At 60.9% G+C, this 25,756-nt stretch carries 34 protein-coding genes; 26 read left to right on the forward strand and 8 right to left on the reverse strand.

The window, feature by feature from the left end:
• Positions 1-269 (forward strand): transposase (locus QOS90_RS23935; protein WP_283600567.1); only part of this gene is annotated, 269 nt, incomplete at its 5' end.
• Positions 270-539: 270 nt separating this feature from the next.
• On the opposite strand, the gene QOS90_RS23940 is transcribed toward QOS90_RS23935, so the two are convergent.
• From QOS90_RS23940 to QOS90_RS23970, 7 genes are all read right to left on the reverse strand, one after another.
• Complete coding sequence (locus QOS90_RS23940) at positions 540-803, reverse strand: pyocin activator PrtN family protein (protein ID WP_056806571.1); 264 nt, start codon at positions 801-803, stop codon at positions 540-542.
• On the reverse strand, positions 800-1,048 hold the full coding sequence (locus QOS90_RS23945; RefSeq protein WP_056806574.1) for a hypothetical protein: 249 nt from the start codon (positions 1,046-1,048) through the stop codon (positions 800-802). The genes QOS90_RS23940 and QOS90_RS23945 overlap by 4 nt, the downstream gene beginning before the upstream one ends.
• Positions 1,045-1,542, reverse strand: a complete 498-nt coding sequence (locus QOS90_RS23950; RefSeq protein ID WP_056806577.1) for a hypothetical protein — start codon at positions 1,540-1,542, stop codon at positions 1,045-1,047. Before QOS90_RS23950 ends, QOS90_RS23945 begins: the two co-directional genes overlap by 4 nt.
• Before the next feature lie 83 nt (positions 1,543-1,625).
• The gene (locus tag QOS90_RS23955; RefSeq protein WP_019096608.1) at positions 1,626-1,871 is read right to left on the reverse strand and encodes a pyocin activator PrtN family protein; all 246 of its coding nucleotides are present in this window, start codon (positions 1,869-1,871) and stop codon (positions 1,626-1,628) included.
• Positions 1,868-2,377 carry a hypothetical protein gene (locus tag QOS90_RS23960; protein ID WP_070087206.1) on the reverse strand — a complete coding sequence of 170 codons (510 nt, stop codon included), beginning with the start codon at positions 2,375-2,377 and terminating at the stop codon, positions 1,868-1,870. The genes QOS90_RS23955 and QOS90_RS23960 overlap by 4 nt, the downstream gene beginning before the upstream one ends.
• Positions 2,374-2,538 (reverse strand): hypothetical protein, encoded by a 165-nt coding sequence (locus QOS90_RS23965; protein ID WP_156676014.1) that lies wholly within the window; start codon positions 2,536-2,538, stop codon positions 2,374-2,376. The genes QOS90_RS23960 and QOS90_RS23965 overlap by 4 nt, the downstream gene beginning before the upstream one ends.
• Before the next feature lie 139 nt (positions 2,539-2,677).
• A complete protein-coding gene (locus QOS90_RS23970) occupies positions 2,678-3,382 on the reverse strand; it encodes a LexA family transcriptional regulator (protein ID WP_056806586.1) in 705 nt (234 codons plus the stop codon).
• 97 nt (positions 3,383-3,479) lie between these two features.
• Between QOS90_RS23970 and QOS90_RS23975 the strand changes: the two genes are divergently transcribed.
• The 6 genes from QOS90_RS23975 to QOS90_RS24000 all read left to right on the forward strand — a co-directional run bounded on the left by QOS90_RS23975 (position 3,480) and on the right by QOS90_RS24000 (position 8,798).
• Entirely contained in the window at positions 3,480-3,713 is a 234-nt protein-coding gene (locus tag QOS90_RS23975) for a transcriptional regulator (protein WP_082477177.1), read from the forward strand.
• A gap of 206 nt (positions 3,714-3,919) precedes the next feature.
• A complete protein-coding gene (locus QOS90_RS23980; protein WP_056806589.1) occupies positions 3,920-4,408 on the forward strand; it encodes a phage regulatory CII family protein in 489 nt (162 codons plus the stop codon).
• On the forward strand, positions 4,401-4,604 hold the full coding sequence (locus QOS90_RS23985) for a TraR/DksA C4-type zinc finger protein (protein ID WP_019096614.1): 204 nt from the start codon (positions 4,401-4,403) through the stop codon (positions 4,602-4,604). The genes QOS90_RS23980 and QOS90_RS23985 overlap by 8 nt, the downstream gene beginning before the upstream one ends.
• The gene (locus QOS90_RS23990) at positions 4,601-7,369 is read left to right on the forward strand and encodes a bifunctional DNA primase/polymerase (protein ID WP_085274128.1); all 2,769 of its coding nucleotides are present in this window, start codon (positions 4,601-4,603) and stop codon (positions 7,367-7,369) included. Before QOS90_RS23985 ends, QOS90_RS23990 begins: the two co-directional genes overlap by 4 nt.
• Positions 7,370-7,694: 325 nt before the next feature.
• Positions 7,695-8,243, forward strand: coding sequence for a hypothetical protein (locus QOS90_RS23995; RefSeq protein WP_082477179.1), 549 nt, complete (start codon positions 7,695-7,697; stop codon positions 8,241-8,243).
• Between the two features lie 207 nt (positions 8,244-8,450).
• Positions 8,451-8,798 (forward strand): phage holin family protein, encoded by a 348-nt coding sequence (locus QOS90_RS24000; protein WP_044046940.1) that lies wholly within the window; start codon positions 8,451-8,453, stop codon positions 8,796-8,798.
• 15 nt (positions 8,799-8,813) lie between these two features.
• On the opposite strand, the gene QOS90_RS24005 is transcribed toward QOS90_RS24000, so the two are convergent.
• Positions 8,814-9,062, reverse strand: coding sequence for a hypothetical protein (locus QOS90_RS24005; protein ID WP_056806593.1), 249 nt, complete (start codon positions 9,060-9,062; stop codon positions 8,814-8,816).
• Positions 9,063-9,178: 116 nt separating this feature from the next.
• Here QOS90_RS24005 and QOS90_RS24010 point away from each other — a divergent pair, with 116 nt between their 5' ends.
• From QOS90_RS24010 to QOS90_RS24100, 19 genes are all read left to right on the forward strand, one after another.
• On the forward strand, positions 9,179-9,523 hold the full coding sequence (locus QOS90_RS24010) for a hypothetical protein (protein ID WP_056806595.1): 345 nt from the start codon (positions 9,179-9,181) through the stop codon (positions 9,521-9,523).
• Between the two features lie 166 nt (positions 9,524-9,689).
• Complete coding sequence (locus QOS90_RS24015; protein WP_085274129.1) at positions 9,690-10,271, forward strand: terminase small subunit; 582 nt, start codon at positions 9,690-9,692, stop codon at positions 10,269-10,271.
• 4 nt (positions 10,272-10,275) lie between these two features.
• Positions 10,276-12,312: a phage terminase large subunit family protein gene (locus QOS90_RS24020; RefSeq protein WP_085274130.1), complete on the forward strand. Its 2,037-nt coding sequence runs from the start codon at positions 10,276-10,278 to the stop codon at positions 12,310-12,312.
• 1 nt (position 12,313) lies between these two features.
• A complete protein-coding gene (locus tag QOS90_RS24025) occupies positions 12,314-12,520 on the forward strand; it encodes a phage head-tail joining protein (RefSeq protein ID WP_039613470.1) in 207 nt (68 codons plus the stop codon).
• Entirely contained in the window at positions 12,517-14,007 is a 1,491-nt protein-coding gene (locus QOS90_RS24030; RefSeq protein WP_085274131.1) for a phage portal protein, read from the forward strand. The genes QOS90_RS24025 and QOS90_RS24030 overlap by 4 nt, the downstream gene beginning before the upstream one ends.
• Positions 14,004-15,161 (forward strand): head maturation protease, ClpP-related, encoded by a 1,158-nt coding sequence (locus QOS90_RS24035; RefSeq protein WP_085274132.1) that lies wholly within the window; start codon positions 14,004-14,006, stop codon positions 15,159-15,161. The genes QOS90_RS24030 and QOS90_RS24035 overlap by 4 nt, the downstream gene beginning before the upstream one ends.
• Positions 15,158-15,505, forward strand: a complete 348-nt coding sequence (locus tag QOS90_RS24040; RefSeq protein ID WP_085274133.1) for a head decoration protein — start codon at positions 15,158-15,160, stop codon at positions 15,503-15,505. Before QOS90_RS24035 ends, QOS90_RS24040 begins: the two co-directional genes overlap by 4 nt.
• Positions 15,506-15,565: 60 nt before the next feature.
• Positions 15,566-16,561, forward strand: a complete 996-nt coding sequence (locus tag QOS90_RS24045; RefSeq protein WP_085274134.1) for a major capsid protein — start codon at positions 15,566-15,568, stop codon at positions 16,559-16,561.
• A gap of 2 nt (positions 16,562-16,563) precedes the next feature.
• On the forward strand, positions 16,564-16,878 hold the full coding sequence (locus QOS90_RS24050; protein ID WP_085274135.1) for a head-tail joining protein: 315 nt from the start codon (positions 16,564-16,566) through the stop codon (positions 16,876-16,878).
• Positions 16,875-17,537 carry a hypothetical protein gene (locus QOS90_RS24055; protein ID WP_085274136.1) on the forward strand — a complete coding sequence of 221 codons (663 nt, stop codon included), beginning with the start codon at positions 16,875-16,877 and terminating at the stop codon, positions 17,535-17,537. Before QOS90_RS24050 ends, QOS90_RS24055 begins: the two co-directional genes overlap by 4 nt.
• Positions 17,530-18,075 (forward strand): hypothetical protein, encoded by a 546-nt coding sequence (locus QOS90_RS24060; protein ID WP_085274137.1) that lies wholly within the window; start codon positions 17,530-17,532, stop codon positions 18,073-18,075. The genes QOS90_RS24055 and QOS90_RS24060 overlap by 8 nt, the downstream gene beginning before the upstream one ends.
• Positions 18,056-18,622 (forward strand): phage baseplate assembly protein V, encoded by a 567-nt coding sequence (locus tag QOS90_RS24065; protein ID WP_039613462.1) that lies wholly within the window; start codon positions 18,056-18,058, stop codon positions 18,620-18,622. The genes QOS90_RS24060 and QOS90_RS24065 overlap by 20 nt, the downstream gene beginning before the upstream one ends.
• Before the next feature lie 85 nt (positions 18,623-18,707).
• Positions 18,708-18,929 carry a hypothetical protein gene (locus QOS90_RS24070; RefSeq protein ID WP_085274138.1) on the forward strand — a complete coding sequence of 74 codons (222 nt, stop codon included), beginning with the start codon at positions 18,708-18,710 and terminating at the stop codon, positions 18,927-18,929.
• A gap of 6 nt (positions 18,930-18,935) precedes the next feature.
• Entirely contained in the window at positions 18,936-19,262 is a 327-nt protein-coding gene (locus tag QOS90_RS24075; protein WP_085274139.1) for a GPW/gp25 family protein, read from the forward strand.
• Positions 19,259-20,149: a baseplate assembly protein gene (locus QOS90_RS24080; RefSeq protein ID WP_085274140.1), complete on the forward strand. Its 891-nt coding sequence runs from the start codon at positions 19,259-19,261 to the stop codon at positions 20,147-20,149. The genes QOS90_RS24075 and QOS90_RS24080 overlap by 4 nt, the downstream gene beginning before the upstream one ends.
• A complete protein-coding gene (locus tag QOS90_RS24085; RefSeq protein WP_085274141.1) occupies positions 20,142-20,780 on the forward strand; it encodes a phage tail protein I in 639 nt (212 codons plus the stop codon). Before QOS90_RS24080 ends, QOS90_RS24085 begins: the two co-directional genes overlap by 8 nt.
• On the forward strand, positions 20,777-21,295 hold the full coding sequence (locus QOS90_RS24090) for a hypothetical protein (protein WP_085274142.1): 519 nt from the start codon (positions 20,777-20,779) through the stop codon (positions 21,293-21,295). Before QOS90_RS24085 ends, QOS90_RS24090 begins: the two co-directional genes overlap by 4 nt.
• Complete coding sequence (locus QOS90_RS24095; RefSeq protein ID WP_085274143.1) at positions 21,285-24,125, forward strand: phage tail protein; 2,841 nt, start codon at positions 21,285-21,287, stop codon at positions 24,123-24,125. The genes QOS90_RS24090 and QOS90_RS24095 overlap by 11 nt, the downstream gene beginning before the upstream one ends.
• Before the next feature lie 50 nt (positions 24,126-24,175).
• The gene (locus QOS90_RS24100) at positions 24,176-25,750 is read left to right on the forward strand and encodes a phage tail protein (RefSeq protein WP_085274144.1); all 1,575 of its coding nucleotides are present in this window, start codon (positions 24,176-24,178) and stop codon (positions 25,748-25,750) included.
• Positions 25,751-25,756: the final 6 nt, after the last annotated feature.

Below are 25,756 nucleotides of genomic sequence, written 5' to 3' on the forward strand. Positions count from 1 at the left end.
ATCTGCGAGTGAGTGACTCTGGGCAGAAAACAGGACGACGCCGACTGACAAAACGGGGTTGCTCAGAAATCCGTCGCTTGCTGCACAATGCAGCGATGGCCGCTAGCAAGTCTACGGCCTGGAAAGGCATCTATGAACAACACCGCAACAGCGGCAAGGCAACGACCCAGGCCCTCGTGATCCTGGCAAGAAAGCTTGCTCGCGTAGCATTCGCCCTGATGAAAAATCAGGACGAATATGTCACCAAAGCGAGCAAACCGGCTTGCTGAAAACCATAGAGTCTCCCACAAAGATCACCTCAGACACGACTGGCAGCTATGGGTCGAAAGCGGTCACTACCACATAATGGATTTGGGCATTTTCAGCCGTTCTGATCCAGCCGATTTAGGGGACGGGTCGATAGCCGCCATCGCAGGCGGCCATCGACGCAAGGTAGCTAAGCCGTATTCGACTGGGTGAAGAGTCGGATGCAGCCAGATGTTCCGTGCGGCCGGTTGACACTGATCAAGTGGGGTGAAATCTCCGTATAAGCGTGCCCGTCACCTCTTATTCAATTGCGCACACTCTTTTCGCGCAGCATCCCGCTGCTGGTCCAGGTAGAGAGCCAGATCAGCAATGTGTATGCCTCGGGCGCTCTTCTGGCTCGGTTCAAGCCGGGTGATCGGCAGCTTGATCTCTCCGGCCAGCACCTTGCGTTGGAATACAAGCGGCGTTAGGTGCGTGAAGTAGTCAGCGCATACCTGTTCGAGCGAGATAATCGCCGTGCCGTTGTACTGCGCCATCAAAACAAAGGCTGTGTTCACGCATGGCCCTCCTGTTCCAGCGAATTCGTCTCTGTGTTGCTGGGCCGAGCGGATTGCCTACCCTCACTGAGCTGGGTTAGCACCTGCTTGCTGGCAAGGTTAAACAACTCGTCGGCGCTAACTGGCGCTATGGACTGCTCGAAGTTGCGCACGGCCTCAAACCGAGTTCGATACAGCCCGGCCTGGCCGAGCCAAGCGGCTGCGTTGGGGGTCGCGGTCGGTGCGGGATCGTCGTGCTGGCTCATGCCGCCTCCTCCGCGCTTGTGGCACCGGCAGGGGTTTCGCGCAATTGGGTGTGAATCCGTTTAGCCAGGCTTCCCAGTTGGGTGGCTTGCAAGCTCGCGCGTGATGCCTGCTGAGTTGCCTTCATTGCGGTTAACGTCCGCTCGGTGAGGCTCAGGGTTTCCAAGGCGCTGATGAGCAGCTCGTAATCCGCCCTGGTCACTGCCAGTCCGGTATACGACATGATTCTGGCTTCGAGCTCGCGGACGTTGCCTTTGAGATGTGCTACAGCCATGTGGTGCTTGCGCTGGCTCGCCTCGGCTTGAACTCGGGCTTCGTCCAGGTCCACTTGCAGGCTTTGTATCTGCAATTTCAGATCGGCTTGCAGACGCTGTTTCCCGATTTCCAAGCCCCTGTTGAAGGCACGATGCCGAGCTTTCGCGAACAGGAAAGGCAGGATGGCCAGGGTGACTAGGAAGATGATGCCCAGGGAAAGAACTTGTTGATGCGGTTGCATGTGCTGTGCTCCAAAAGTAGCCCTCCGCCGTTGGTGTGAGAGTCGGCGGGGGCTATAAGCCCCTGATGGCCGGGGCCGCCTGGTCAAGCAGATTGGGTCGAGCGTTCGGCCTGCCGGTCGAGATATGCGGCAAGGTTGTGCAGGTAGATCACGTGCTGGGCTTTCTTCGAGCTGTCGATCTTGCTCAGCTGAAGGTCAATACGGCCTTTGTTGATCAGCTCTTTGAACCGCCTGTCTGACCCGATGTGGGGGAAATATCGCTCTCTGACAGCAGTGAGCGTTGGGCAGGGGGTGGTCCACTCGCTGCGGAGCTGTTCCAGCGTACTCATGCGCATTTCCCGATACTGTCAGGGCTGGGCCGAAGCTTCGCGCGGACTGCTGCTGCGAGCTGCTCTTTACTGGCTCCCGTAACTGCAGCGCAGACATTGCCCTGGTCGTCAGTCACGACAGCGCCAAGGGGAAGCTGTCGGTTGACGGTGGCGATAACGTAGGCTGTCTGACCTGTCTGCAGGACCTCTTCAACGCTGACTTGCGCCTCCATGAGAGCAAGCGCTTCTTCCGTCTGGGCTGCGGAGTCAGCTCGGCCATTCGCGATGTCCTGCACAAAATCTCTTAAGGACTGGCACTTGGTGGAGAGGGCGCGCGGAAGTTTCAGGCTGCTGCAAAGCGGACCAAGGGTCACCTTGATGCTGTGATGGGTGCTGTCATTTTCGATCTCGATCTGTGCATCGACCGAGGCTTCAGGGCGCTGCAATTTGCAGGTCGCAGTGCCGCCGTTATCCAAGGTGCGTTGCAGCAGCATGATCTGGCGAAGGGAGATCCTGAATTCGCTCATGCAGCACCCCCATTGGCAGGTACAGCATGGGCTTTACCTTCGAGCGTGACGACCAGCTGCAAGCCGGTGCTGCGCTGGAATGCCTGTATTTTCGCCACGCTGCTGCAGGCGGTTGGATGGATCAGAATTGCCACCGATCCGTTGTGCTGTGCTGATTTCATTCTTCGTGTCCTTGATGTGAGAGAGGGGCACGAAGTTGAAATTAGCAAAAGCTAAATAATTGTTCAATAGCAGATGCTAAACTGTATGGGCGTGGTCGCGCCCCGGCGGATGGCCGGTAGGACACAACCCGAGGAGGCGTTAGAGCTTTTTCGCGTTCCAGGCCAGTAGGACACGGGCCTGGATATGCATCCGCTCGATCATCGACTCGTCGATGGTAATCGGCGGGTAGACAGGATTATCGGAGATCATTCGGAGCTGGCCTCCAGTCAGACGCTGCAGGCGTTTGATGTAGAGATCGCCGTCGAGGGTGAAGACATAAATTGCGTCTGTCTTCACCTCGGTGATCCCGCGATCCACAAGCAGGGCATCGCCGTCAGCGAATGTGCCAGACATGCTGTCGCCATCGCCAGTGATGATCGCCAGGTTATCGATGTTGGAAAAACTAAGGCCCTGCATCCTGAGCCAGTCTAGGTGAACCGTCATGTCGCGGATGACTTCAATGTGCATTTCCGGGGCTGCCTTGCCATGCCCCATAGAAGCCGCGACATCGAGATGCGGAATCAGAACGTAGTTCTTGTCCTTTGCTGCCCTGGTGGGCAGGCGAACCACGTTGGTTGGGGCTGCGATGGAGGGTTCCTCCATTGGAGGAGATGTCAGCGTCCCTGCTACAAGCCCAATCTTGAGCTCGAGATTAAGCGCAGCCTTTTCCCCCAGCTTGCGGTGGCCGTTGAGCAGTTGCGACAGGTACGACGCGTCTAGGTCGTGAGCCTCGGCGAATTCCTTCTGGCTCAGGTTCCCCATGATCGTACGGAGGGAGGCGATGCGCCTTTCGTTAATGTCCATCTGCAGATGATTGCTTTCCGTTAGCAAACAGTAAATTACGAGTTGCTATTGCCTTCATAATTAGCAATTGCTAATCTGCTGGGCATTGGAGGTGTCTATGACGCTTAGCGAATATTTGAAAACGATAGACAAGGAAGGGGTCGACGCCCTCGCACGGCACTGCGGAACATCGGTCGGCCAACTGAAGCAAGTGGCTTATGGAAACCGCCGTGCAGGTGCGGGGTTGGCTGTCAATTTGGATCGAGAAACGGGAGGGGAGGTTACTTGTGAGTCGCTGCGACCGGACATTGACTGGGGATACTTAAGGCAAGGAAAGGGGTTAGAACGCTGAGCCAGGACTCTCACCTCCCAGCCCAGCTATGACAGTACGAAGCACCATCACTCTCGTCGGCCGGTGGCCTCTCTCACAAGTTCAGCCGGACGACTATTACCAAATGCCATGCCCGCACAGCACGCAAGGCACAGCACACAGGTCGTGGTCGTAGGATAGGTCTTACATGATCCTATGACTAGGCCGTAAACCGAGGATTTACGGTTATGAGCAGGATTGATCTTTTGCCGGGCGCAGGTCCGGTTCTCACTTTGCGACAAGCGCTCTATCGCGCGGGTCGTGATTATCACGGCGGTATCACCAGGCTGGCCTTTGACATGGGGCTCGAGGTGGATGCCCTGCAGAAGAAGTTGCACCATGCCGACGACCGCCGCTGGCCAACCCCCGACGAACTGGAAGAGATCGTGCAGTGGACCGCTGATCCGCGGCTGCTCGATGCACTGGTTCGTCCTGCCGGTGCGGTCTGGTATCGCCCCAAGCCTGTGCCTGCTACCAACGATGCCTTGCAGGCGGTTGCGAAGCTTCTGGCCGAGTCCGGTCAGTTCGTGGGTAGCCTGCATGATGGTGCCTCGGACAACGTTTGGACCTTGTCGGAGGTGTTGAATCTGGAGCAGCGTGGCATGGAAGTTATTCGCCAAGTTCTTGCCATCATGGCGGGCGCGCGCGAAGCCATGGAGGACGTAAGCCATGGCTGATGCCGTCGATTTTGCCAATGACCGCGCTGAGTATTTCCTCCAGTTGTCGCTGCAGCGTCTTGCGCGGCTCCCGGTCAAGCCAAGCGCGCAAATCTGCGAAGACTGCGATGAGCCCATCCCGCTGGCCCGTCAATTGTCAGTCTCCGGTTGCGAAACCTGCATCGATTGCCAAGAGTTGCGGGAGCGCCGGAGATGAGCGACCGCCCAACTCCTACCACAGCTGATTGGGCGCGGCGTTACATTGAAACCTTCGGTCTGGCTCTGGTTCCTATCGAACCGGGTGAAAAGGGGCCGAAGGGGGCCGGATGGAACAAGCCTGGTGGCTATTTCACGAATGCCTCGACGGCGGAAGCGTTCTGGACCACGAGTCCGAATCACAACCTCGGTGTTGTGCTCGGGCCGAGTGGAGTCTGCTCGCTCGATGTTGATGATGTCGAGCTGACCCGACAGGTGCTGCAGCAGACGCTTGGACTCGATGTCGATGCACTCGCTGACGCATACCCTACCTCCGTGGGCAACCCTGAACGATTCCGCGTGATGTTCCGCGTCCCTGAGGGGGTGGAGCTGAGTCGCCATGCCCTGGTTTGGCCAAACAAAAACGACCCGGATGGCACCATCTACAAAGGGCTCATGGCGCAAGTGAAGGCTGCCATGGACGAGGGTGATGCAGACCGCGAGGCCGCCTTCCGCATGGCGGCTGAGCCTTTCAAGAAAGTGACGGTCTTCGAGTTGCGAGGTGGCCTGGTGCAGGACGTATTGCCACCTTCCATTCACCCAGGCACTCGCAAACCTTACATATGGCGTACCCCTCCGGCATCTGAAGGCTTGCCAGAGCTGCCTGCCGACTTGTTGGCCATCTGGCAGGATTGGGATGAGTTCAAGCCGAAGGGGGAGGGCGTTTGCCCGTGGAAACCGAAGGCGGCAACGCCTGCGCCTGCAGCTCGTCCCATGGCCAAGCCATCAACAGCTGCAGCACGATCTGGTGATCGGCTCCCCGAGGTTATCCCTGAATTCAATCGCATCCATGACATCGCAACGATGATTGAGGCGCACGGTTACAAGCGCATCGATGGGAAGTGGTTGAGCCCGCACAGCAGCTCAGGCCTACCCGGTGTGACAATCACGGAGGGCAAGCTCTACTCGCATCACACCTCGGACCCGCTGGCGAACGGACACAAGAACGATGCGTTCGATGTGTTCTGCATCCTGATGCACGACGGCGACCAGAGGGCTGCGACTAGGGCGGCAGCTCGGATCCTAGGTATTGACGCGAAGTCCCGTCCGCCGGCACCGCCGCCATTGGGCGAACTTCCCCGTGCCCCATCGGTGGTCGAGCCGGCCGAGCTGCCTCCGGTCGTCGATCGAAATGCCGAGCATCTTCCCCGCACCCCATCGGACGTCGAGGCCATCAGCCCGGCCGACTCCTCGGCCACCGGGGGGGCGGGGGGAGATACCCTGGACATTGATGCTGCGATGCGCCGATTTGCCCTGGTCGAAGGTTCCACGAACGTATGGGACTTGGACAAGGGACGGTCGATGAAGCGGACAGGCTTCGAGGCCTTGGTCGGCAAGCCACTCTCGAAAGCGTGGATGGAGCGGACCGACAAGAAGCTCATCGCCTCCGAGCAGGTGCAAGAGCTTGAGCAGGCCCGGAAGATGTCCAGCAAGAAGGGTGGAGCGCTGAAGCTTGAACCGCTCGACCGCTACATCTACATCGATGGGACAAAAGAGGCCTGGGATCGCGAGAAGAAGCGTCGGTTGCCCGAGGGCAGCGTCAAGATGGCCTTGGGGGATGCCTATCAGCTCTGGCTGAACAGCCCGGAACGGCGGGTGGTGGACGTCGATCACATCGTGTTCGACCCGACGATGACCAAGGACCCGGCGATCTACATCAACACTTTTGAGGGCTTGCCGCTTGAGCCGGTCCGTGACGATGCTGCGTGCGAGAACCTGCGGTGGCTGATCTCATTCCTTTGCAACAATGACGCCGAAGCGTTGGATTGGCTGGTCAAGTGGCTGGCCTACCCGCTGCAGCACATGGGTGCAAAGATGGACACCGCGATTCTGTTCCACTCAACCATGGAGGGCTCGGGCAAAAGCCTGCTGTTCGCGGACGTCATGGGCGAGCTGTACGGTCGCTACGGTGCCACGGTTGGCCAGGCACAGCTGGAGGGCAACTTCAACGCCTGGCAAAGCGGCAAGCTTTGGGCCGTGTTTGAAGAGGTTGTGAGCCGTGACCAGCGCTACAACCAAGTAGGCAAGATCAAGCACATGATCACCGGCAAGACGGTGCGCATGGAATCAAAGTTCATCAACGGCTGGGAAGAATCCAATCACATGAACTCGGCGTTCTTGAGCAACGAGATCATGCCGTGGCCGATCAGTGAAGACGACCGCCGGATGCTCGTGATGTGGCCAATGGAGACCCTGCCCGCCGAAAGGCAGAAGGCTATCGCCCGAGAACTAGCCAACGGTGGGGTGGCAGCCTTGTACGGGTGGCTGCTCGATGTCGACCTTGAGGACTTCAACCAACGCACTCGTCCGCCGAAAACCGAAGCCCGCCAGCGGCTGGTTGAGCTGAGTCGCACGGCCTGGCAGACCTTCTTCTACCTCTGGCGAAACGGTGAGCTGGGGCACGGCCTGTGGGGCTGCTGCCTGACTTCGGATGTGTACGCCATGTTCCTTGAGTGGTGCTCCCACAACAAAGAGAACTCCATGAGCCACACGAAGTTCTCGCTGATGTTCAGCGCGAAGGTGGAGAAGACGCGCCCTATCCCCTGGACGGATGGCAGTTCTCGCCGATTTGCGGCGTTCTTTGTGCCCTGCGAGGGCGATCCTTCCCTGCCCCCATCCATGAAGTCGGCCGAGCTGGGCAAGACCGTTGTCGAGTGGCGTGCCCGAGCAAAGCTGGCGGGCTGGAGCGTGGACGGTTGGGACCACATCAAGAGGCTTGCGGCATGACTCTGCCATTATGTGTGTTGGGTGTGTTGGGTTTGTGTTGGGTTGGTTTTGGTAAGCCAACACACATTCAGGCCCCGGAATCTGTGGCTTTGCGGGTATGTGTGTTGGGTGTGTTGGGTTTGTGCGCACGCGCGCGCGCGCGATTTTTTTTAATCGCTGAAATCGAAGGGGAAAGAAATCTCTATGCGAACCCTGAAAAACCCAACACACCCAACACACCCAACACAGTTACTTCCAATCCATTGAATTCATTGGGCTTTGAGTGTGTTGGGTTTGTGTTGGGTTTGCCAAATGCGTGTTGGGTACTGGCCGGGGAGGGCTGGCGATGACGAAGGACCAAGGATTGCGCCTACAGCAGCAGGTGGATCACGCGCTGCACCGCATCGATATGGCGGTACTTATCGACCAGTCCGAACGCCTGCGTCTGGTTGCCGAGCTGATGAAGCATTGGGGAGAGCGACGTGGGCAGCTTGGGCTGGATGCCAGCTTGGGCAGTCAAATGGGCAGCATCATGGAATGGAAGGGGGCTGCACCGCGCGGTGGCTCGTCCGGTTCGCGAATTCTGGTCGGCGGTGCAGGCCTTGATCACGCGGCAGCAGAGGTTGACGCGGCAGTGGTCCAGCTGGAGCGGCGTGATCCGCGCGGGGCTACGCTGGCCAAGCTGGCCCAACTGCGCTACCTGTATGGGGCCACAGTGCGCGAGCAGATGCGCGAGGTTGGGCTGGCTGAGGACGCCGACCGCACCTACCGAAACTGGGTTAAGGCCCTTCACCTGCAGGTGTTTGCCATCCTGGCCGCCCGCGCTGGCCGCGTCCGGCAGCAGACCGTTCGTCGGGTGACTATGCGACTTGCGTGCAACATTGATGAGACATAACCACCACATGGCGACGAACCGAAAATAGGCCCTTTTCGGTTTTTCCGGTGGCATGTAAAAAGACGCCACGATATCAAAAGTGCGCTTAGGCGCTTCCCCCACAAGCACTGTGCTGTGCAAGCCGCTCCGAATTGTCGGCGCACCGAGAACCCTGCCAACTGGCGGGGTTTTCTTTTTCCGGCGCCGTGCTTTGCCAATGAGGCTTACATGAACAGCGAGCAACAAACGTTAGCCGAACTGCCAATCTGGATGGTGATCGTGCTGTCCCTGGTAGGCGGTGTTTCGGGAGAGATGTGGCGGGCGGACATGGCGGGCGCTCGCGGTTGGGGGCTGATTCGCCGGTTGGCGTTGCGCTCTGGTGCCTGCGTGACCTGCGGTCTTTCGACCAACATGCTGCTGTACGCCCTCGGCGTTTCGGTATGGGCGGCAGCAGCGGTTGGATGCTTGGCTGCGATGGCCGGCGCCGATGTCGCTATCAACCTCTACATGCGCTGGGCCGCCAAGCGGCTGGGCGTGAGCGAGATGCCACCGCCCAGTCACCCTGGTGCCGGTTAAGACAAGCGCTTCTGTTTAGTCGTCAACCTCATTGATGCTGACTTTGAGCGTCCTCGCGAAGTAGCCGTGATGCTCTACAGCCTCGATAACCTCTTTCCTGTTTAGTCCCAAGGGGAGGCTACCGACTTCGCTATCGACTTGGTTTGGTCGTTCAAGCCCGTTCAGAAAACTAGGTTGGAGATCTTTAAGCTGATTGATGCTTGTGCCGCGCTTCACGATCAGAAGTCTCTCAAGCGCCTGATCGCGGTAGATATCGAACTGCATTTTCAAGTCCTTTTGATGGGGCGTCAGAACGATGCCGCCAACCGGACTTGTTACTACGACTGCTCTTATTTTTACAGCTCACCAATCTGTGAGCTCAACCTACCTGTGAGGTGCTTATGACTCAGAAAACTTACACCGTGTTTCTGCCTGATCGTCCCTTGCCCATTTGTATCGAGGCTGACGATTTCGCGCCTTTGGGTTGCGAGCTGGTTCTGCGTAAGGGCGACGAAGCGGTGGCGCGTACTTCTGATCGCGGTTTTGTGGTTCGTACCGATTTGGCGCGCGAGTCTTGCGCAAATGCTGAACTGTTGCCCTGGGAGCCGAAGCGTTCGACCGTGGAGCCAATTGCGCCTGGCGCCGTTGCGGAGATCAAAAGCCATCCTGCCCCTGTGTGGCCTTTTTTGGCCGGTGTCGGTGCGGCGTTGGCTGGCCTTTATGGGGTCGGCTGCTGGTTGGTGTGATGAAGTACTCCGGTCGTTGCTGGCTAGGGCCGGGGACCCTGGCGATATGGCCGGGGTACGGGGCAGGAAACCCGCGCTTCTTCGTTAGCGGGTGGTTCACCAGCTTAGTGAACTGCGGTGAACTGGTTAACCCCCTGATTTTATTGGATGAACTGGACTTTGCGACATGACGTACCTGACGAAATCGGAGTTCGCTGCCCGTCACGGATGGTCGAAATCCTACGTCTCTAAACTGGCCAAGCAGGAACGGCTGGTGCTGACCGACGACGGAAAGGTCGACGTCGAAGCCACTGAGCTGCTGCTGGTTGAGTCCGCCGATCCGAGCAAGGCAGCTGTGGCTGCCCGGCATGAAGAAAACCGCGTTGAGCGGGATGTCCGAAGCCAGCTCCAGCCCGGCCCCGGCCCACTAGCGGTGTCGCAGCCGGATCCAGCACCTGGCGGGGCTCACAATTTCCAGAAGGCGAAGGCGCACCGCGAGTACTACCTCGCCCAGTTGGCCGAGGCTGAGTTCAACAAAGTCCAAGGCAATCTGGTCGAGCGAAAAGCGGTGGAAGATGCTGCCTACACGGCAGGCCGGATGCTGCGCGACCAGTTATTTGGGCTCGCCCCGCAGCTTGCCGCCGAGCTGGTCGGTATGAGTGACCCGTGGGAGATCGAAAAACATCTCGCGAGCGCCTTCCGCCGCGTTCTAACCGAGGTCAGCAAGATGAGCGATGCCGACCTTAACCTAGCCATCACACAGAGCTGAGCCTATGCCCACCGGATACGCAGACGGTGCTGAGGTGTACCGCGAAGCGTATTGCCGAGGGCTGACGCCTGACCCTGAACTATGGGTTGATGAATGGGCGGACGAGTACATGCGGATCCCGCGTGACACCGGCGCCGCCGAACCCGGCAAATACCGCACCGCGCGCACACCCTACGCACGTGAACCAATGCGCTGCCTTTCTCCCGCGCACCCGTGCAAACGGGTGGTGACCAAGGTCGCCTCGCAGCTGATGAAAACGCAGATCGCCCTGAACTGGATCGGCGCCCTGATTCACATGGCCCCATCCAACATCCTGACACTGCTGCCCAGCCTAGGGCTGGCCAAGCGTGTGTCGTCCCGGATCGGCAAGACAATCGACGCAACGCCCGAACTCAAGGCGCGCGTGGCAGCTAACCGCTCCAGGGATGCCCGCAACACCATGGACACCAAAGAGTTTGAGGGTGGCACGTTGTACGCCACCACCGCTGGCTCGGCGGCGAACCTGTCTGAGCTGTCGGCGCGGTACATCTACGGCGATGAGGTCGACCGCTGGGACGTTGACGTAGACCAAGAGGGCGATGGCATCAAGCTGGCCGAAGCGCGCGGCAGTACCTTCGGCCGTAACGCAAAGTTCTATTTCTCCAGTTCCCCGCTCATCAAGGGGGCCTCGCGGATCGATGACCTCTTCATGATGGGGGATCAGCGGCACTACTACGTACCATGTCCTACCTGTGGGCATATGCAGATCTTGAAGTGGGAGCGTCTGCTTTACTCCGCGGACTTCAGCACGGTGCATTACCAGTGCGAAGGAACTGAGTGTGATGTGCTGATCGATGAGCATCACAAGGCAGAGATGTTGGCCAAGGGTGAGTGGCGAGCCCATGCCAAGGGAGACGGCGAGACAGTGAGCTTCCACCTCAATGCGCTCTATGCGCCTCTAGGGTGGCATTCTTGGACCATGCTGGCCCGCGAGTTCGAGGGGGCAAAGCGCGCCCAAGATCGCGGCGACTTGGAGCCGATGCAGGTGTTCTACAACACCCGTTTGGCAGAGGTCTGGGACAGTGCAGTCGAGCAAACCAAGGCCGAGGTGCTTCAGGCCCGTGCGATGCAAGAGGACTACGTTCTTGGAACCTTGCCCGTGGGGGCGCTTGCCTTAACGGCCTCCGTCGATGTGCAGGCCAATCGCCTGGAGCTTATGGTGATGGCTTGGGGGACAGGCATGGAGCGCTGGGTGGTCGATCACCAGGTAATCCCCGGCGACCCGGCCGACGAGCGTACTTGGTCACTGTTGGACGAGCGGCTGAAAGTCCGGTACCGGCACCCCTGCGGCGTGAGCCTCGGCATCCTGGCTACCGGCATCGATTCCGGCGGTCATCACACCCACGAGGTCTACCAGTTCGCCCGTGTCCGCCGTTGGCGCAACGTGTTCGCGCTTAAGGGCGCAAGCAAGCCGGGGCGGCCCGTAATCGCCCAGCGGCCGTCGCAGGTGGATGTCACCTGGAAAGGCCAAACCGAGCGCAATGGTGCGGAGCTTTGGATCGTCGGCACCGATACGGCCAAGGATTGGATCTACAACCGCTACAGCTTTGAGATAGGTCCTGGTGCGTTGCACTTTGCCAAGGACCTGCCCGACGAGTTCTTCCAGCAGTGCGTGGCCGAGCGAAAGGTCGCCCGCTACGTGAAGGGCTATAAGCGGATTGAGTGGGTCAAGGGCAAGGCCGACCGCAATGAGGCGCTCGACCTGATGGTTTACAACTTGGCCATGGCCAACTTCCTCGGCCTGCACCGCTATGGCGAACAGGACTGGGACAAGCTGAAGCAGGCGCTCGCGCAGGCCAACTTGTTCGAGCAAAACGAAGCGGAGCCAGCCCGGCCCCAGGCCAGCGAGCCGGACGACGACCAGGACGACGAGATCGATTCGCCGGCTCCTGTACCAGCTCCGGTCAAGCGCAACGATCCGCCACTACCGCCGGCTCCACGAGTCGCACCCCAACCCATGCAACGCCGCAGCTCCAGCAGCGGCTATCTCAAGAGACGCTGACATGGCATACACGAAAGCACACCTCGACGCTGTCGAGCGGGCGATTGCGCGTGGTGAAAAGACCGTCCGGTACACCGACCGCACCGTTGAATACCGGACGGTCGACGAACTGATAAAGGCTCGAGACCTGATCCGTACTGAGCTGACCGCTGCCGCAGGCCCCCGCTCGCGGGTGACCCGTATCTACCACGGGGGCAAGGGGCTGTGAGCGGACGCTACCTGTCCCTCGGTCGTTCAGGCATTTTGGTGCCCGAGCGGATTAAGGCCAGCTACGAAGGCGCCGCCGAGGGACGGCGCTCATCAGGATGGGATGCGCCTGACACCGGCGTGAACAGCTTGATCATGCCGGCCTTGCGTAACCTGCGCTCACGCTCCCGCAGCGCGGTGCGCAATGACGCTTATGCTGCCAATGTCATCGACAAGCGCGTCAGTAACCTGATCGGTACCGGCATCACGCCGCACCCTCGGCTGCTCGACAAGGCGGTCCGCAAGGTGATGCAAGAGCTGTGGGAGGACTGGGTTGATGAGGCTGATGCCGATCAGCTCACGGACTTCTATGGCTTGCAGGCGCTGGTGGCCCGCACGGTTGAGCAGTCGGGCGAGTGCTTCATTCGTCTGCGTCCGCGCCGGCTGGAGGACGGCTACGCGGTACCGCTGCAGCTGCAGTGCCTCTCGCCAGAGTTTGTCCCCCATGACAAGTTCGAAGTCACCCGTTTCGGCAACGTCATTCGGGCCGGCATCGAGTTCAACACCCTGGGCCGGCGCGTGGCGTATTGGTGCTACCGCAACCATCCCAGCGACAAGTCCTCTCTCAATGTGGGCTACAACCAGCTGGTGCGGATTCCGGCTGAGCAGATGCTGCATGTGTTTGAGCCCTTAGAACCTGGGCAACTGCGCGGCGTACCGCGCTTGGCGCCGGTCCTGAAGCGTCTGCGTAGCCTGGACAACTTCGACGACGCGGTGTTGTTCCGGCAAGAGGTCGCCAACCTATTTGCCGGCTTCGTTCGTAAGCCAGCCCCGGACGGCCCGCCGCAACTTGACCCGCTTACCGGGGCGCCGGTCAGATACGACCGAGACGGCTTCACCCCGATGGTAGGGCTGGAGCCCGGAACGATGCAGGAGCTGCTGCCTGGTGAGCAGGTCGAGTTCTCGGACCCGCCGGACGCCGGTAACAACTACCCCGACTTCATGCGGCAGCAGATGATGGCCGCTGCCGCTGGCTCGGGGTTGCCTTACGAACTCATGACTGGCGACATGCAAGGCGTGAACGACCGCGCGATCCGGGTGGTACTGACCGAGTTCCGTCGACGGTTGGAGCAGCTCCAGTTCCAGGTGTACGTCCATCAGCTTTGTCGGCCGGTACGTAAAGCCTGGATGGACATGGCTGTGCTCGCCGGTGCGCTCGATCTATCTGACTACGCACAGCGCCGCCGCGAGTACCACCGTACACGTTGGGTACCGCAGGGCTGGGCTTACATCCATCCGGTGCAGGATGTCCAGTCGCGCGGCATGGAGATCGCCGCAGGCTTCGCATCGCGCAGTGAGGTGTGCCTGCGTAACGGTACGGATGCGGAGGTGGTCGACGAAGAGAACGCCGCCGATATCGCCCGGGCGAAGGCCTTGGGCCTCAACTACAGCAGCTTGCCGGTCGTCGAGGATGACCCTGATGAGTCCGGCGACAAGGGGGAGAAATGAAAAAGCTGATGCCGTTTCGTATCTTTAACAAGGCGCCCTCGGTGCAGCAGATCGAAGACCAGCATTGGTACAAGATCAGCGCGGCGGTTGAGGGGCAGGGCGATGCCAAGGCCGATACCACTCCCATCGAGATCTACATCTACGGTGAGATCGGGGGCTGGGGCATCACCGCGAACGAGTTCATTCAGGACCTGAAGGCGATTGATGACGGCGTTTCACCGGTGGTGGTGGCCTTCAATACTATCGGTGGCGATCTGTTCGACGGGTTGGCTATTCACAACGCGCTAAACCGGTTGGGTGAGCGCTGCACCGCGCGTGTTGATGCTCTGGCGGCCAGCGCTGGAAGCGTCGCTGCGTGCGGCGCCCACCGCCTGGTGATGGCTTCGAATGCGATGCTGATGGTGCACAACCCGTGGACCTGGACCAGCGGTGATGCCGAGGACTTGCGCCGGGTGGCCGACGTTCTCGACCAAACCTTCGAGGCGATCATCGCGGCATACAAGGCCAAGGCGCCGGGCATCGAGGATGCCGAGCTGCGCCGTATGGTCAACGATGAAACCTGGTTGACTGCGCAGGAAGCCCTCGCGCTGGGCCTGGCTGACGAAGTGGGCAACGGGGTCGAGGTCAAGGCGTGCCTTGGCCAGGGCGCGGCGATGCAGCGCTACCGTCAGACACCCAAGGCGCTGCTTGATCAATTGGCCGACCTGCCGGAGGCAGCGAGCGGCCAGCCGGCAACACCGCCCGACCCGCCAGCGGCTGACCCTGGCGACTCTACTGCGCTGGCCTTGATGATCGCTCAGGACTGCGCCAAGGCGGGAATCAGCAACTTGGTCGAGCCGTTGATCGCCTCCACCAAACTGGCCGACAAGGCCACGGTGCAGGCTGCTTTGACGCGTGCGAAGGGGGTCCGCGATCTCTGCGTAGCTGCTCGGCTGCCGGAGCTTACCGTTGAATTTGTGCAGGCTGGCTTGGAGCCGGATGCGGTGCGGGCTCGGCTGTTCGAGAAGCTGGTCAGCTCCGGCAAGGGTTTTGAGATCGACAACAGCCTGCCGCCGGCCGATGACGAGCCAGAAAAGGTCAAGGCGCAGTTACCCAATCCATCCAGCATCTGGGCTGCCCGCCGGCAGGCCGCCAATAAAGGAGCACGACCATGAGTAACATCCGCCAGGAGCCGGTTCACACCGGTGAGTTCCTGCTTTCCGAGGGGCCGGGAAAGATCTCTCGCGAAGCCATCAATGTCGCTGCCGGTCCTGGAATGGTCGCTGGCCAAGTGCTTGGTCTGGTAACGGCCAGCAGCGAATTCACTGCCTACGACCCCTCTGCAGAAGATGGCAGCGAAAAAGCTGTATGTGTTCTCTATGCCTCTCTCGGCGAATCCGAAACCGTTCGGCGCGGCCGCGCGGTGGTGCGGCTGGCCGAGGTCAGTGAAGCCCTGCTGACCGGCATAGACGCCGATGCGGAACAGGCATTGGCAGCGCATTTCATCATCCTGCGCTGATCCGACTCTCTTTCACCCCAACCCCGCCCTGAGCGGGGTTCTTACTTTTTGGAGTACCTCATGGCTGAGATTGCCATTTTCCAAGACGACGCTTTCGGCGTTGCAGCCCTGACCGCTGCTATCAACGAGCAGGAGTACGTACCAGGACGCCTTGCGACTCTTGGCCTGTTCCAGGAGGAGGGTGTCGCCACCCTTACCGTACAGATCGAGAAAGACGGTGACACGCTCGCTCTGGTGCCGGCGGGGGAGCGCGGCACGTCTGGCCTGGTGGTGGGTGGTAGCAAGCGCACGCTGATCCCGTTCAATACCGTTCACCTGCCTCAGCGCTTTGCGATCAAGGCGGACGAGATCCAGGGTATTCGCGCGTTCGGCACGCTGACGGAGCTGCAGGCCGTACAGGATGTGGTCAACAAGCGTCTGGCCAGGGCGAAACGCCAACTGGATGCCACTCACGAGTTTCATCGGATGGGGGCCATCAACGGCAAGGTGCTCGACGCAGACGGCTCCTCAGTGCTGCTGGACATATACAAGGCTTTCGGGGTGTCGCAGCAGAAGCAGTCGATGGGGCTGAATGACCCGAACGCCAACATTCAGGTGCAGTGCGTGGACGCCCTGGACATGCAAGAAGATGCTCTCGGCAACGTGACGACCACCGGCGCCCGCGCTTTCTGCGGCAAGACCTTCTGGAAGAAACTCATTGCCCACTCATCGGTTGTTGATACCTACAAGGGTAGCCAGCAGGCCGCAGCGCTTCGTGGCGACGGGCGTGAAACGTTCGAGTTCGGTGGTATCAGCTGGGAGCGTTACCGGGGCAAGGTAGCGGGTGTTCCATTCGTTCCTGACGATGAAGCGCGCTTGGTGCCAGAGGGGGTTTCTGAACTGTTCCTGTCGGTCTATGCGCCGGCAGACTACATGGAAACCGTCAACACCGAAGGCCTGCCATATTACAGCAAGCTGGAGGAGATGCCCTTCGGTAAGGGTGTTGCGGGTGAAGCTCAGTCCAACCCGTTGCACATCTGCACGCGTCCCCGTGCAGTCATCCGCCTGACCGCTTGATCATGGCCTTCCGCGACCTGGTCGATGATCTGGACGGGGTGGTATTCGATGTCCTCGGCGATCTTGCGCATATCGACGGTCGCGAGGTTCTCGGGATGTTCTCGGCACCGTGGCTGCAGCCCAAGCTTGGCCAGATTAATACCGGCCTGCGTGAGCCGCACCTGGTCATCCGCGTTGGTGACACCGCGGGGGTCGATACGCGGCAGAGCGTGATGATCGATCTGCCGCCCGAGGACGGTGGTGGGAATTTCACCATCGCCCGAATTGAGCCTGGTGGCGACGGGCTTGTAACCCTGGTGCTGAGGAAAACGGCATGAGTGTAGGCAGTTACCAGAAACAGTCGTCTAGTTCGGGTCTCATTACGCTGCAGGCGAACGCACAGCAGTCTTCAAACTTCGCTAAGTTCGCAGCCTTGATGCCGAAAGCCATCAAGGCGGCTGAACGACGGGCAATCAATAAAACCATCCGCTGGTTGCGCACGCACATTGCCAGATCGGTGAGCCAACAAGAGCGAATCGCGGTTACGGCGGTCCGTCAGCGCTTGAGAGCTTACCCAGTGGCCAGCAATGGCCAAGGCAAACTCTGGTTCGGTTTGAATCCCATTGAAGCCAGTCGAGCAGGCCGCCCTCGACAATCTCGCTCAGGTGTGTCCGTAGCCGGACGTTCGTATCAGGGGGCTTTTTTCCGGACTGTGTATGGCAGTAAGCCGGATATCTGGATCCGTACTGCCAGTAAGCACTTCAACGCTGATGATTATCCCACCAGTGAAGTCTCTGCTAGAGGCGGTGGGAGTTCAGGGTGGGTCGGTGAGAACAGCAGCCGATTTCCATTGGCTAAGGCGAAGATTTCGCTGGAAGAGGTGAGGCCGCATTTCGAGTCATGGACGAGCAAGGCGCATCAGCGGTTGCTTGTGGTGATGGAGCAGGAGTTGAACTTCGAGCTGTTGAAGTATCTACGGAGATTAGGCAATGGATGATGATCCAATACCTCTTGAGCAGTTATATGCCGCTATCGAGCAACATATCAAAGACGCCATTCCAGGGCTGGCCTACGTCGGTACCATGCCTGACGGGATTGAGGTAGTTCCACCTCCAGCCGTTGTACTCGAACTAGCCGGATTCGACCATGTGGATATGGATCCGGGGACTGGCGAGACCGCCGTGGAGGCGCGTTTTGAGGCCCGTGCAATTGTTCCGGTAGAGGAGAAAAACTGCCTCCACGTTGCTGCCTTCGTTGCCGCGCAGCTTGCGGTTCTACTTCGTGGGCAATCGTGGGGGCTCCCTATCGGCTTTGCTGACTTTGTGCGTGCAGAGCGTGACTGGAGCCGCCCCGAGCTGGATACCTTCGCGGTCTGGGTCGTCGAGTGGACTCAGGTCATCTATCTCGGGGAAGAGGAGTGGCCGTGGCCCACTGAGCTCGGCCCGGCCGCTGCCGGCACTATTGCAGATGTGGGACCGCTTTCCCAAGGTTATGTCGAGATTGGGAGGATTACGGATGAGCTACCCGCTGGCTGAGCATGACCGAATGATCGCCGGCATGATTCGCAAATGCAGGGTCGTCGCGCTTGACCTCGCCGCCGATCCGCCGGTGTGCCGGGTTTCGGACGGCGAATGGACCAGCGCCTGGGTGCGCTGGCATAGCTTGGGGGCCGCCCCTGGTGCGCGGCACTGGCTTGCCCCTGGCATGCATGAGCAGGGGGTGTTGATCAGTACCAGCGGCGATGTAAGCCAGGGCACATTCCTGCCTGGGCTATACAGCGGGCCTGCGCCGGCGCCGGATGACCGCGACCATGTCCAGCGCTGGCTGTTCGAGGACGGCGGTTCGCTTACCTATGACTGGCAAGCCAAGCGCTACAGCATCGAGCTGCCAGCCGGCCAGGTAGATATCAAAGTGGGCGGCTCGGTCGTTACCGTAACGGAATCGGCCATTGAAGCGATGGCGCCCATGCTGCGTTTCATTGGGCCGATGTTGATTCAGGGCGCGTTACGCGTAACAGGTGATATCTACGGTGACGCCCGAATCATCGACACGGCCGGCAACACCGCCAACCACAAGCACTGATTCATAGCGGGCGGGCGCTCATGCGCCGCAGCCCTGATAACCACCAGCCCGCTGCGCGCGGACTTTTTCATGCCTGGAGGAACCCATGGCGACCCCAAAAGCGGCTTCGACCTCTCCGGAGGCCCCTGTGGCCGTCGACCCCCAACGAGTGTTGTACCGAGACGTGGCGTTCCGCTCTCGCTCCATTTTCACCCCCAGCGGCACCCAGTTCGATGTAGTCAATTTCGAGGTGCGAGTGCCGGCCTCGGACGACGAGGCGCTGGCCACCTTCGATGAGCACCCGGATTTCCAGCGCGTGCAGGAGTAACTCCCGATGATCGGAATGGACCGCCACACCGGCGCCGTGCTGTCCGGGGTCGAGCACTTGCGGCAGTCCATCGTGGACATTCTGACCACGCCGGTGGGGTCTCGGCTGATGCGGCCGGAGTACGGCGCCAAGCTGCGCCGGTTTGTCGATCAGCCGGTTAACGCGGGCTGGAAAAGCGCCGTGCAGGCTGAGGCCGCGCGGGCACTGCAGCGCTGGGAGCCGCGCCTGGTCCTGCAGAGCGTGCAGGTGGTTTCTGTGGTGGGCGGCAAGATCGGCTTTCGCATTACCGGCACCTATTCCGAGGACGGCGTGAACCTTGAGGTAAGCATATGAGTACCATCGACCTGGCCAGCCTGCCGGCGCCTACGGTGATCGAGGAACTGGACTTTGAGACGTCCTATCAGGAAGGGCTGACGGGCTTTCGCGGGCTGATGGGCAACAACTGGAACGCCACGTTGCTATCTGATCCGGTGGTCAAGCTGCTGGAGCGCGCCGCTTATGAAAAGGTGATGACCCGTGCCCGTATCAACGACGCGGCCAAGTCGCAATTCATTGCCTTTGCCCAGGGCGCTGACCTCGACCAGCTGGCCGCCAATTACAACGTTAAGCGCCTGGTGATCGTCGCGGAGGACCTGAGCGCAGTCCCGCCGGTGACTGAGCAGCTGGAAAGCGACGAATCGCTGGCCGAGCGCACATTGCTGGCTTTCGAGGGCATGGCGGTGGCTGGGCCGGCCGGCGCGTATGAGTTCCATGCACGGTCTGCTGATGGGCGGGTGGCTGACGTTAAAGCCAGCAGCCCGTCGCCGGCCACCGTGCTGGTCAGTGTCCTTAACCGGGTCAATGGCGGGGTGGCCACCCAGGACTTGCTCGACAAGGTAGCCAAGGCGCTGACCCCTGAGAATATCCGGCCAGTAGGCGACCGGGTGCTGGTGAAGTCTGCCGAGCTGGTCAACTACGAGATTGAGGCGGTGCTGTACATGTTCCCTGGCGCCGAAAACGAGCTGGCCTTGGCGCAGGCCAAGACCTCCTTGGACACCTATATCAATGCGCAGCGTCGGCTGGGCCGGGACATTCGCCGTTCGGCCATCCATGCCGCGCTGCATGTGTCGCGGGTGCAGCGGGTGGAGCTGGTCAAGCCCGCTGCAGATTATGTGATCGAGGACCACCAGGCATCCAACTGCATCGGCTCCAGCGTCGTGATGGGTGGTACCGATGAGTGACACCAGCCTGCTGCCGATCAACCGCACCGCGCTGGAGGATGCCCTGGCGCAGGTGGGGCTGGAGCCGGCCGACCTGGCCAACGTGCTGCGTTCGATGAAGCGGCCAGAAACCTGCCCGGCCGAGATGCTGCCGTGGCTGGCGATTGAGCGCAGCGTGGACCGCTGGGACCCGGCATGGTCCGAGGAAATCAAACGCAAGACAGTGCGCGACTCGTTCGAAGTCCACCAGCGCAAAGGCACCATCGCCTCGCTGCGCCAGGTCATTTCGCCGTTTGCCGACATTATCGACATTGTCGAGTGGTTTGATCTAACCCCCATGGGGCCGCCCGGCACTTTCAGCTTGAGCCTGGCGCTACTGAATACCGGCCTCAGTGACCGTGGGATTGCAGAGCTGGAGCGCATGATTCTGTCGACCAAGCCGGTTAGCCGGCACCTGGTCGGTTTAAGCATCACCTACAGCCCCAACGGCCAGTTCTACGTTGGCGCGGCCGTGTCCTCGGGTGACGAAACCGAGATTCTATCGGCCGACCTGCAGGCTGAGGCCTTTGCTGACCTGGAGCTGATGATGCTGGCCAATGACCTGCATTACTTCGCCAACCACCGAATGCCTGAATTACTGGAAAAGCCATGAGCGAACTATCCGACCGCCAGGCGGCCGCCATCGCCTTGATGGAAGCCGCCGCACAGACGGCCCATGACATTGTGCATGGCGCGGCTGACGCCACGGTTGAGACGGCTTCGGGGCCGTCTCCGACCTACTTGGCGCTGGCCAAGATGATCACCGACCTGACCGGCGGGCTGCTACTGCCGCGCCGCAAGGCCATTGCCGCCGCTGGTAGCGCCTTGGCGCTGGATGTGGCGTATACCGCCGGGGTGTCCTTTTTCGATGTGACGCTAGACAAGCCGCAGTGCGCGCTGACCTTCACCAACTCGGCAGTGCCGCCGGGCTATACCTGGTCGTTCTCGGTGCGCCTGCAGCAGGGTACCGGAGCCAACCGGGTGACGTTCCCGAACAACGTCCGCTGGCCGGCCAACCGCCCGCCGGTGCTGTCGTTCGAAAAGGGCTCGGCCGACCTGTTGACGTTCCTGTGGGACGGGGTGCGCTGGTCCGGGTTCTATGACGGGGGGTGGCTCAATGTTTCTTAATCCGCTCAACAGCCGGCGCCCGGTCAGCCAGCGCACGGCGCTGGCCAATGCCGTCAGCCTGATCGAGGGCCATCACCGCTTTCTGCGCAACAACACCGGCGACACCGTCGACGCGACGGTGCAGCACTATGTGCAGAACAATCAGGGCGTGCTGGCGAACAACCGGCATTTCATCGCCCATTCGCAGATGGAGTACCAGCCGAACGGCGACGGCACTACCGAGGGCCAGGCGCTGCATGTGCTGGGCTATGCCCATGCCTACCTGGCCACCCAGGACCCGCGCTATCTGGAGGCCGCCATATGGCACTGGGAGGCCTACGAGAAGTATTTCTATGCCGGCCAGCCGATCCCTGACACGCCGCAGCGGCGTATCTGTAACTGGATCATCAATTCAAAGGAGCCGGTGCTGGCCAACTGGCCGGTGGACCCGGTCGAGCCGACGCACAGCGGCTTTAAGGGCGTGCCGTTCGCCTTCACCAATGGCGCCCTGTCGATTCCGCATGGTGCGCCGCACTGGGGCGAGTACCTGGACAAGGCGACGTTTGCCTTTGACGGTGCGTTGGCCTGGGGGGCGATCAATGCCGGCGTGCGAGCGCTTCGCGAAGACGGCTCGACCGACTGGGACAAGGACGGCACGGTGTATGAGGTGGATTGGATCATTGCCCACACCGGCCAGAAAATCACCGTCGACGGCAAGGTGCTATCAGAAGGGCATACCGGCGCCGATATCGGCCGGGTGCAACTCAAGGACACCAGCCTAAACGGTACCCACCTGTTCAACTACGCCACCCGGCAACCGGTCGAGCATGGCGGCTACCTGATCCCGCGCAACGCGGTGCAACACAACCGCCCGTTGCATGTGCCGCTGCTGGGCGGGGTCAACCAGATGGGCAACGCTGCAGACGGCGAGCTGTGGTACATGGACGCCTGTTATCTGCTGTGGCGTATTACCGGCGAGGAACGCTTTCAGAAAGCCATGGATGCCTGCCTGTATACGGCGCATGAATACACCCTGATCGACTCGACGGACCGGTTTTTCCGGCAAAGCACAGTGGCCGCCACGCCGTTTACAGACGGCATTTCTTACGAGTTCGCCTACCCCAGCGAGGCAAAGCGGGAGTACGGCCGCGACTCGCAGGGCTACATCACGCTGCAGACCGATGTAGGCGCCCAGGTGTCCATCGAGCAACAATCGGTATGGTTCCGCGTCGGCAAGGATTCCAAGGTGCGGACCAGCTTCGGTGGGGTCGACCGGGCTAACGGCGCGCTGACTGCCAAGGTCGAGGTCACGATTGCCCCGGAGAAAGTCGAAAATACCGGCACCCGTTACTGCTACATGCTGCCGGAATCGACCTCCAGCTGGCAGGTACTGCAGCACGATATCCCGCTGTCGCAGTTCTACCGGGTGGCCAAGGATGATGGGTCCGAATACATCATGGCGGACCTGCGCGCGGTGGTGCATTCGGCCGACATTACGTCGCAAGAGCGTCATGTGCCGGTGATCTTTCCCGGCCGGGCGGGCAACGTGGTGCGCTCGTTCTTCCCAGGTGGCGGCAATGGCGGGTGGTATGTGATCGGCAACTACCTGCAGCCGACTAAAAAGGCGCCGCTCAAAAGCATTACTTACCGGGCGGACGGCAATTTCAACGTCCGTATTCAGGATAAGGACGGCTGGCGGTGGTGGTGGATGCTGCCGGCCACCGACGGCGCGTTTTCCACTGTGCAGATCCGCCCCCAGGACGGCACGTTGTCAGGCTATCAGCCCAACGCGGCCGGCCGGCCGAACCCGTCAGCACCGAACTACGGCGAGCTGGCGGAAATGGACATTCTGCTGGACAACGATGCCGACACGAACCTGACGTTTGAGTATTACTGCATCAACGAGCTGCCCGACCTGTACGACGGGGTCGACGGCTACACGATGCTGTACCGGCTGACCCTCAACGGTCAGCAGGCGTTTCGCGGCCTGGTGGGCGATTGCACAGTGGTTGGCTATCGCAACGACTCGTTGGCCTACAGCCCTGGGGTGATTCCGTTTTCTAATATTTACTCGGACGGCACCGAGCAAATCGGCGCCTGGCACGGCATGCCCTATCCCGGCTATCAGTACCCGCTGATCTTTTGCCTGGACCCGGAGACGTACAGTGTCGAGCTGGGGAACATGATTGATTTCCTGTACGACTCGCAGCAGTGGTACCAGCAGAAATTCGGCGTCCTTGGACCTGGTGCAGCGGCGTACATCTGGAACCGATGGGATAACTACCGCTATGGCCCGGCCGACACTTGGACCCAATACCACTGGGGTGATGGCAATGCCTGGGCCGGTTACCAGCCCAGGGCGATGATGGGCGCCTGCAGGGCCTGGTACGAGCTTGTGCACCGGGGCAAGCCCGTGCCCCCTAAGCTGGTCGCCTACGCCGAGAACTGGCTGCGCTGGCTGGTGAAGTTCGTCAAGGACTCCAAGGGCATCTTACCGACCGACTTCCCGACCAACAGCGTGCCCAAGCCGGTGGAGGATGACTTCACCGGGCACATGACTGGGCTGTGGCTGGCCGGTGCTTGCCTGGCGGCGATGGCCGGCAGTCAGGTGGCCGACCTTGATGTGCTGATCGAGGCGTGCATGGACGAGCTGCAGGCGTACTACACGGTAACGCCCATTCCTGGTCATGCCATGAATGGCAGCTGGACCCCCGACCCGCGCCTGGGGACCGATAACGGCATGTTCTTTGGCTTTTGGGCCGGGGAAATCCTGCGCGGGCTGGGCCTGTACATCCAGTACCGGACCTTGGGCGTCGGGGCCAACATCTACGGCGGGCCTGTGCCCGCTTAGCGCTTCACGGCCTGCCGCGAGGGCAGGCCCCTTACTTCAAGAGCGAACCAATGGCAGATACAGACGCGATTTACGTCGCCATGCTGACTGACGCGGGCGCGGCTGCGCTGGCGAAAGCCATCGCCACCAAGACCACCCTCAAGATCAACCGCATGGCGGTAGGGGATGGCAACGGCAGTACGCCGCTGCCCTCCAAGCTGCAGAAGAAGCTGATTCACGAGGTTTTCCGGGTCAACCTCAACCGCCTTTCGGTGGAGAGCGGCAAGCCGGTGATTGTGGCCGAGGGCATCCTGCTGCCGGAGGTTGGCGGCTGGTGGGTGCGTGAGGTCGGCCTGTACGACGACACCGGCGTGCTGGTCGCGGTGGCCAGCTACCCCGCGACCTACAAGCCGCTGCAGGAGCAGGGCAGCGGGCGCACCCAGGTGATCCGCCTGCTGATTCAGGTCAGCAGCACCGCCAATGTGCAGATTTTGCAGGACCCCAACACGGTGACCGCCACCCTGGCGGTGGTGCAGGAAGCCATCAGCCAGGGCGAGGCCGCCACGGCCCGCGCACTGGCCACCGAGCGCACCATTTCGCTCAAGGGCGATGCCACCGGCTCGGCCAAGTTCAACGGCGCCGGTGACGCGGCGATCAATGTCACCCTGGCCAACTCGGGGGTGCTGGCCGGTGCCTATTCCAAGGTGCGAGTCAGTGCCAAGGGCCTGGTGCTGGAGGGGGCGGCGCTGACGGCTGCCGATATCCCCAGCCTGGACGCCGCCAAGATCACCACCGGCACGCTGAGCCGGCCGACTACGGGCAACGCCGGCAGCGCGACCAAGCTGCAGGCGGCGCGTGTGTTCACCTTCACGGGTGATGTGGGCGGTCAGGGCCAGTTCGATGGCGCTCAGGATGTGGCGATTGCCCTCAGTCTGGAGAGCACGGGGGTGCGGGCTGGTACCTATCCCAAGGTGCGGGTCAGCGCCAAGGGCCTGGTGCTGGAGGGTGCGGCGCTGACGGCTGCCGATATCCCCAGCCTGGACGCCGCCAAGATCACCACCGGCACGCTGAGCCGGCCGACCACGGGCAACGCCGGCAGCGCGACCAAGCTGCAGACGGCGCGCGCGGTAGGCTTCACCGGCGATGTGACCGGGCAGGGTGTATTTGACGGCTCGCAGAATCTGTCGATTGCCCTGACCCTGGCGGGTATGGACGTTAGCAAACTGGTTAGCGGCATTCTGCCTGTCCACCGAGGCGGTACCGGGGGCAACACGCCTGACGGTGCGCGTAACGCGCTGAACGCGGCCGTTCGCTCGCAGTTCTCAGGGGCGCAGAACGGTTTCTACTGGGACACCGACAACGGCTTTATGGCCCAGTGGGGGCGCTTGAACGTGGGTGACTTGCCCAACCAGTTCACCGAGTACCAGGTGGGATTCCACTCTGGTGGGTTCTCGGCGGCGCCGTTCATTGTCATTCCGGTGATTTATCACAAGAGCAACCCGGGGGTGCCGGCGGCCACGCTGACCCCGGCGATCATGGAGGGTAAAACCACGGGGCAAAGCTTCAACATCATGATTGGCGAGTGGGCGAATTCGGTACAGGACTTCGCGCTGTACTGGTTCGCCATCGGCTTCCGAGCGGGCTAACGCTCA

Source organism: Pseudomonas sp. LAIL14HWK12:I10, assembly GCF_900184205.1.
GTDB classification, from domain to species: domain Bacteria; phylum Pseudomonadota; class Gammaproteobacteria; order Pseudomonadales; family Pseudomonadaceae; genus Aquipseudomonas; species Aquipseudomonas kermanshahensis.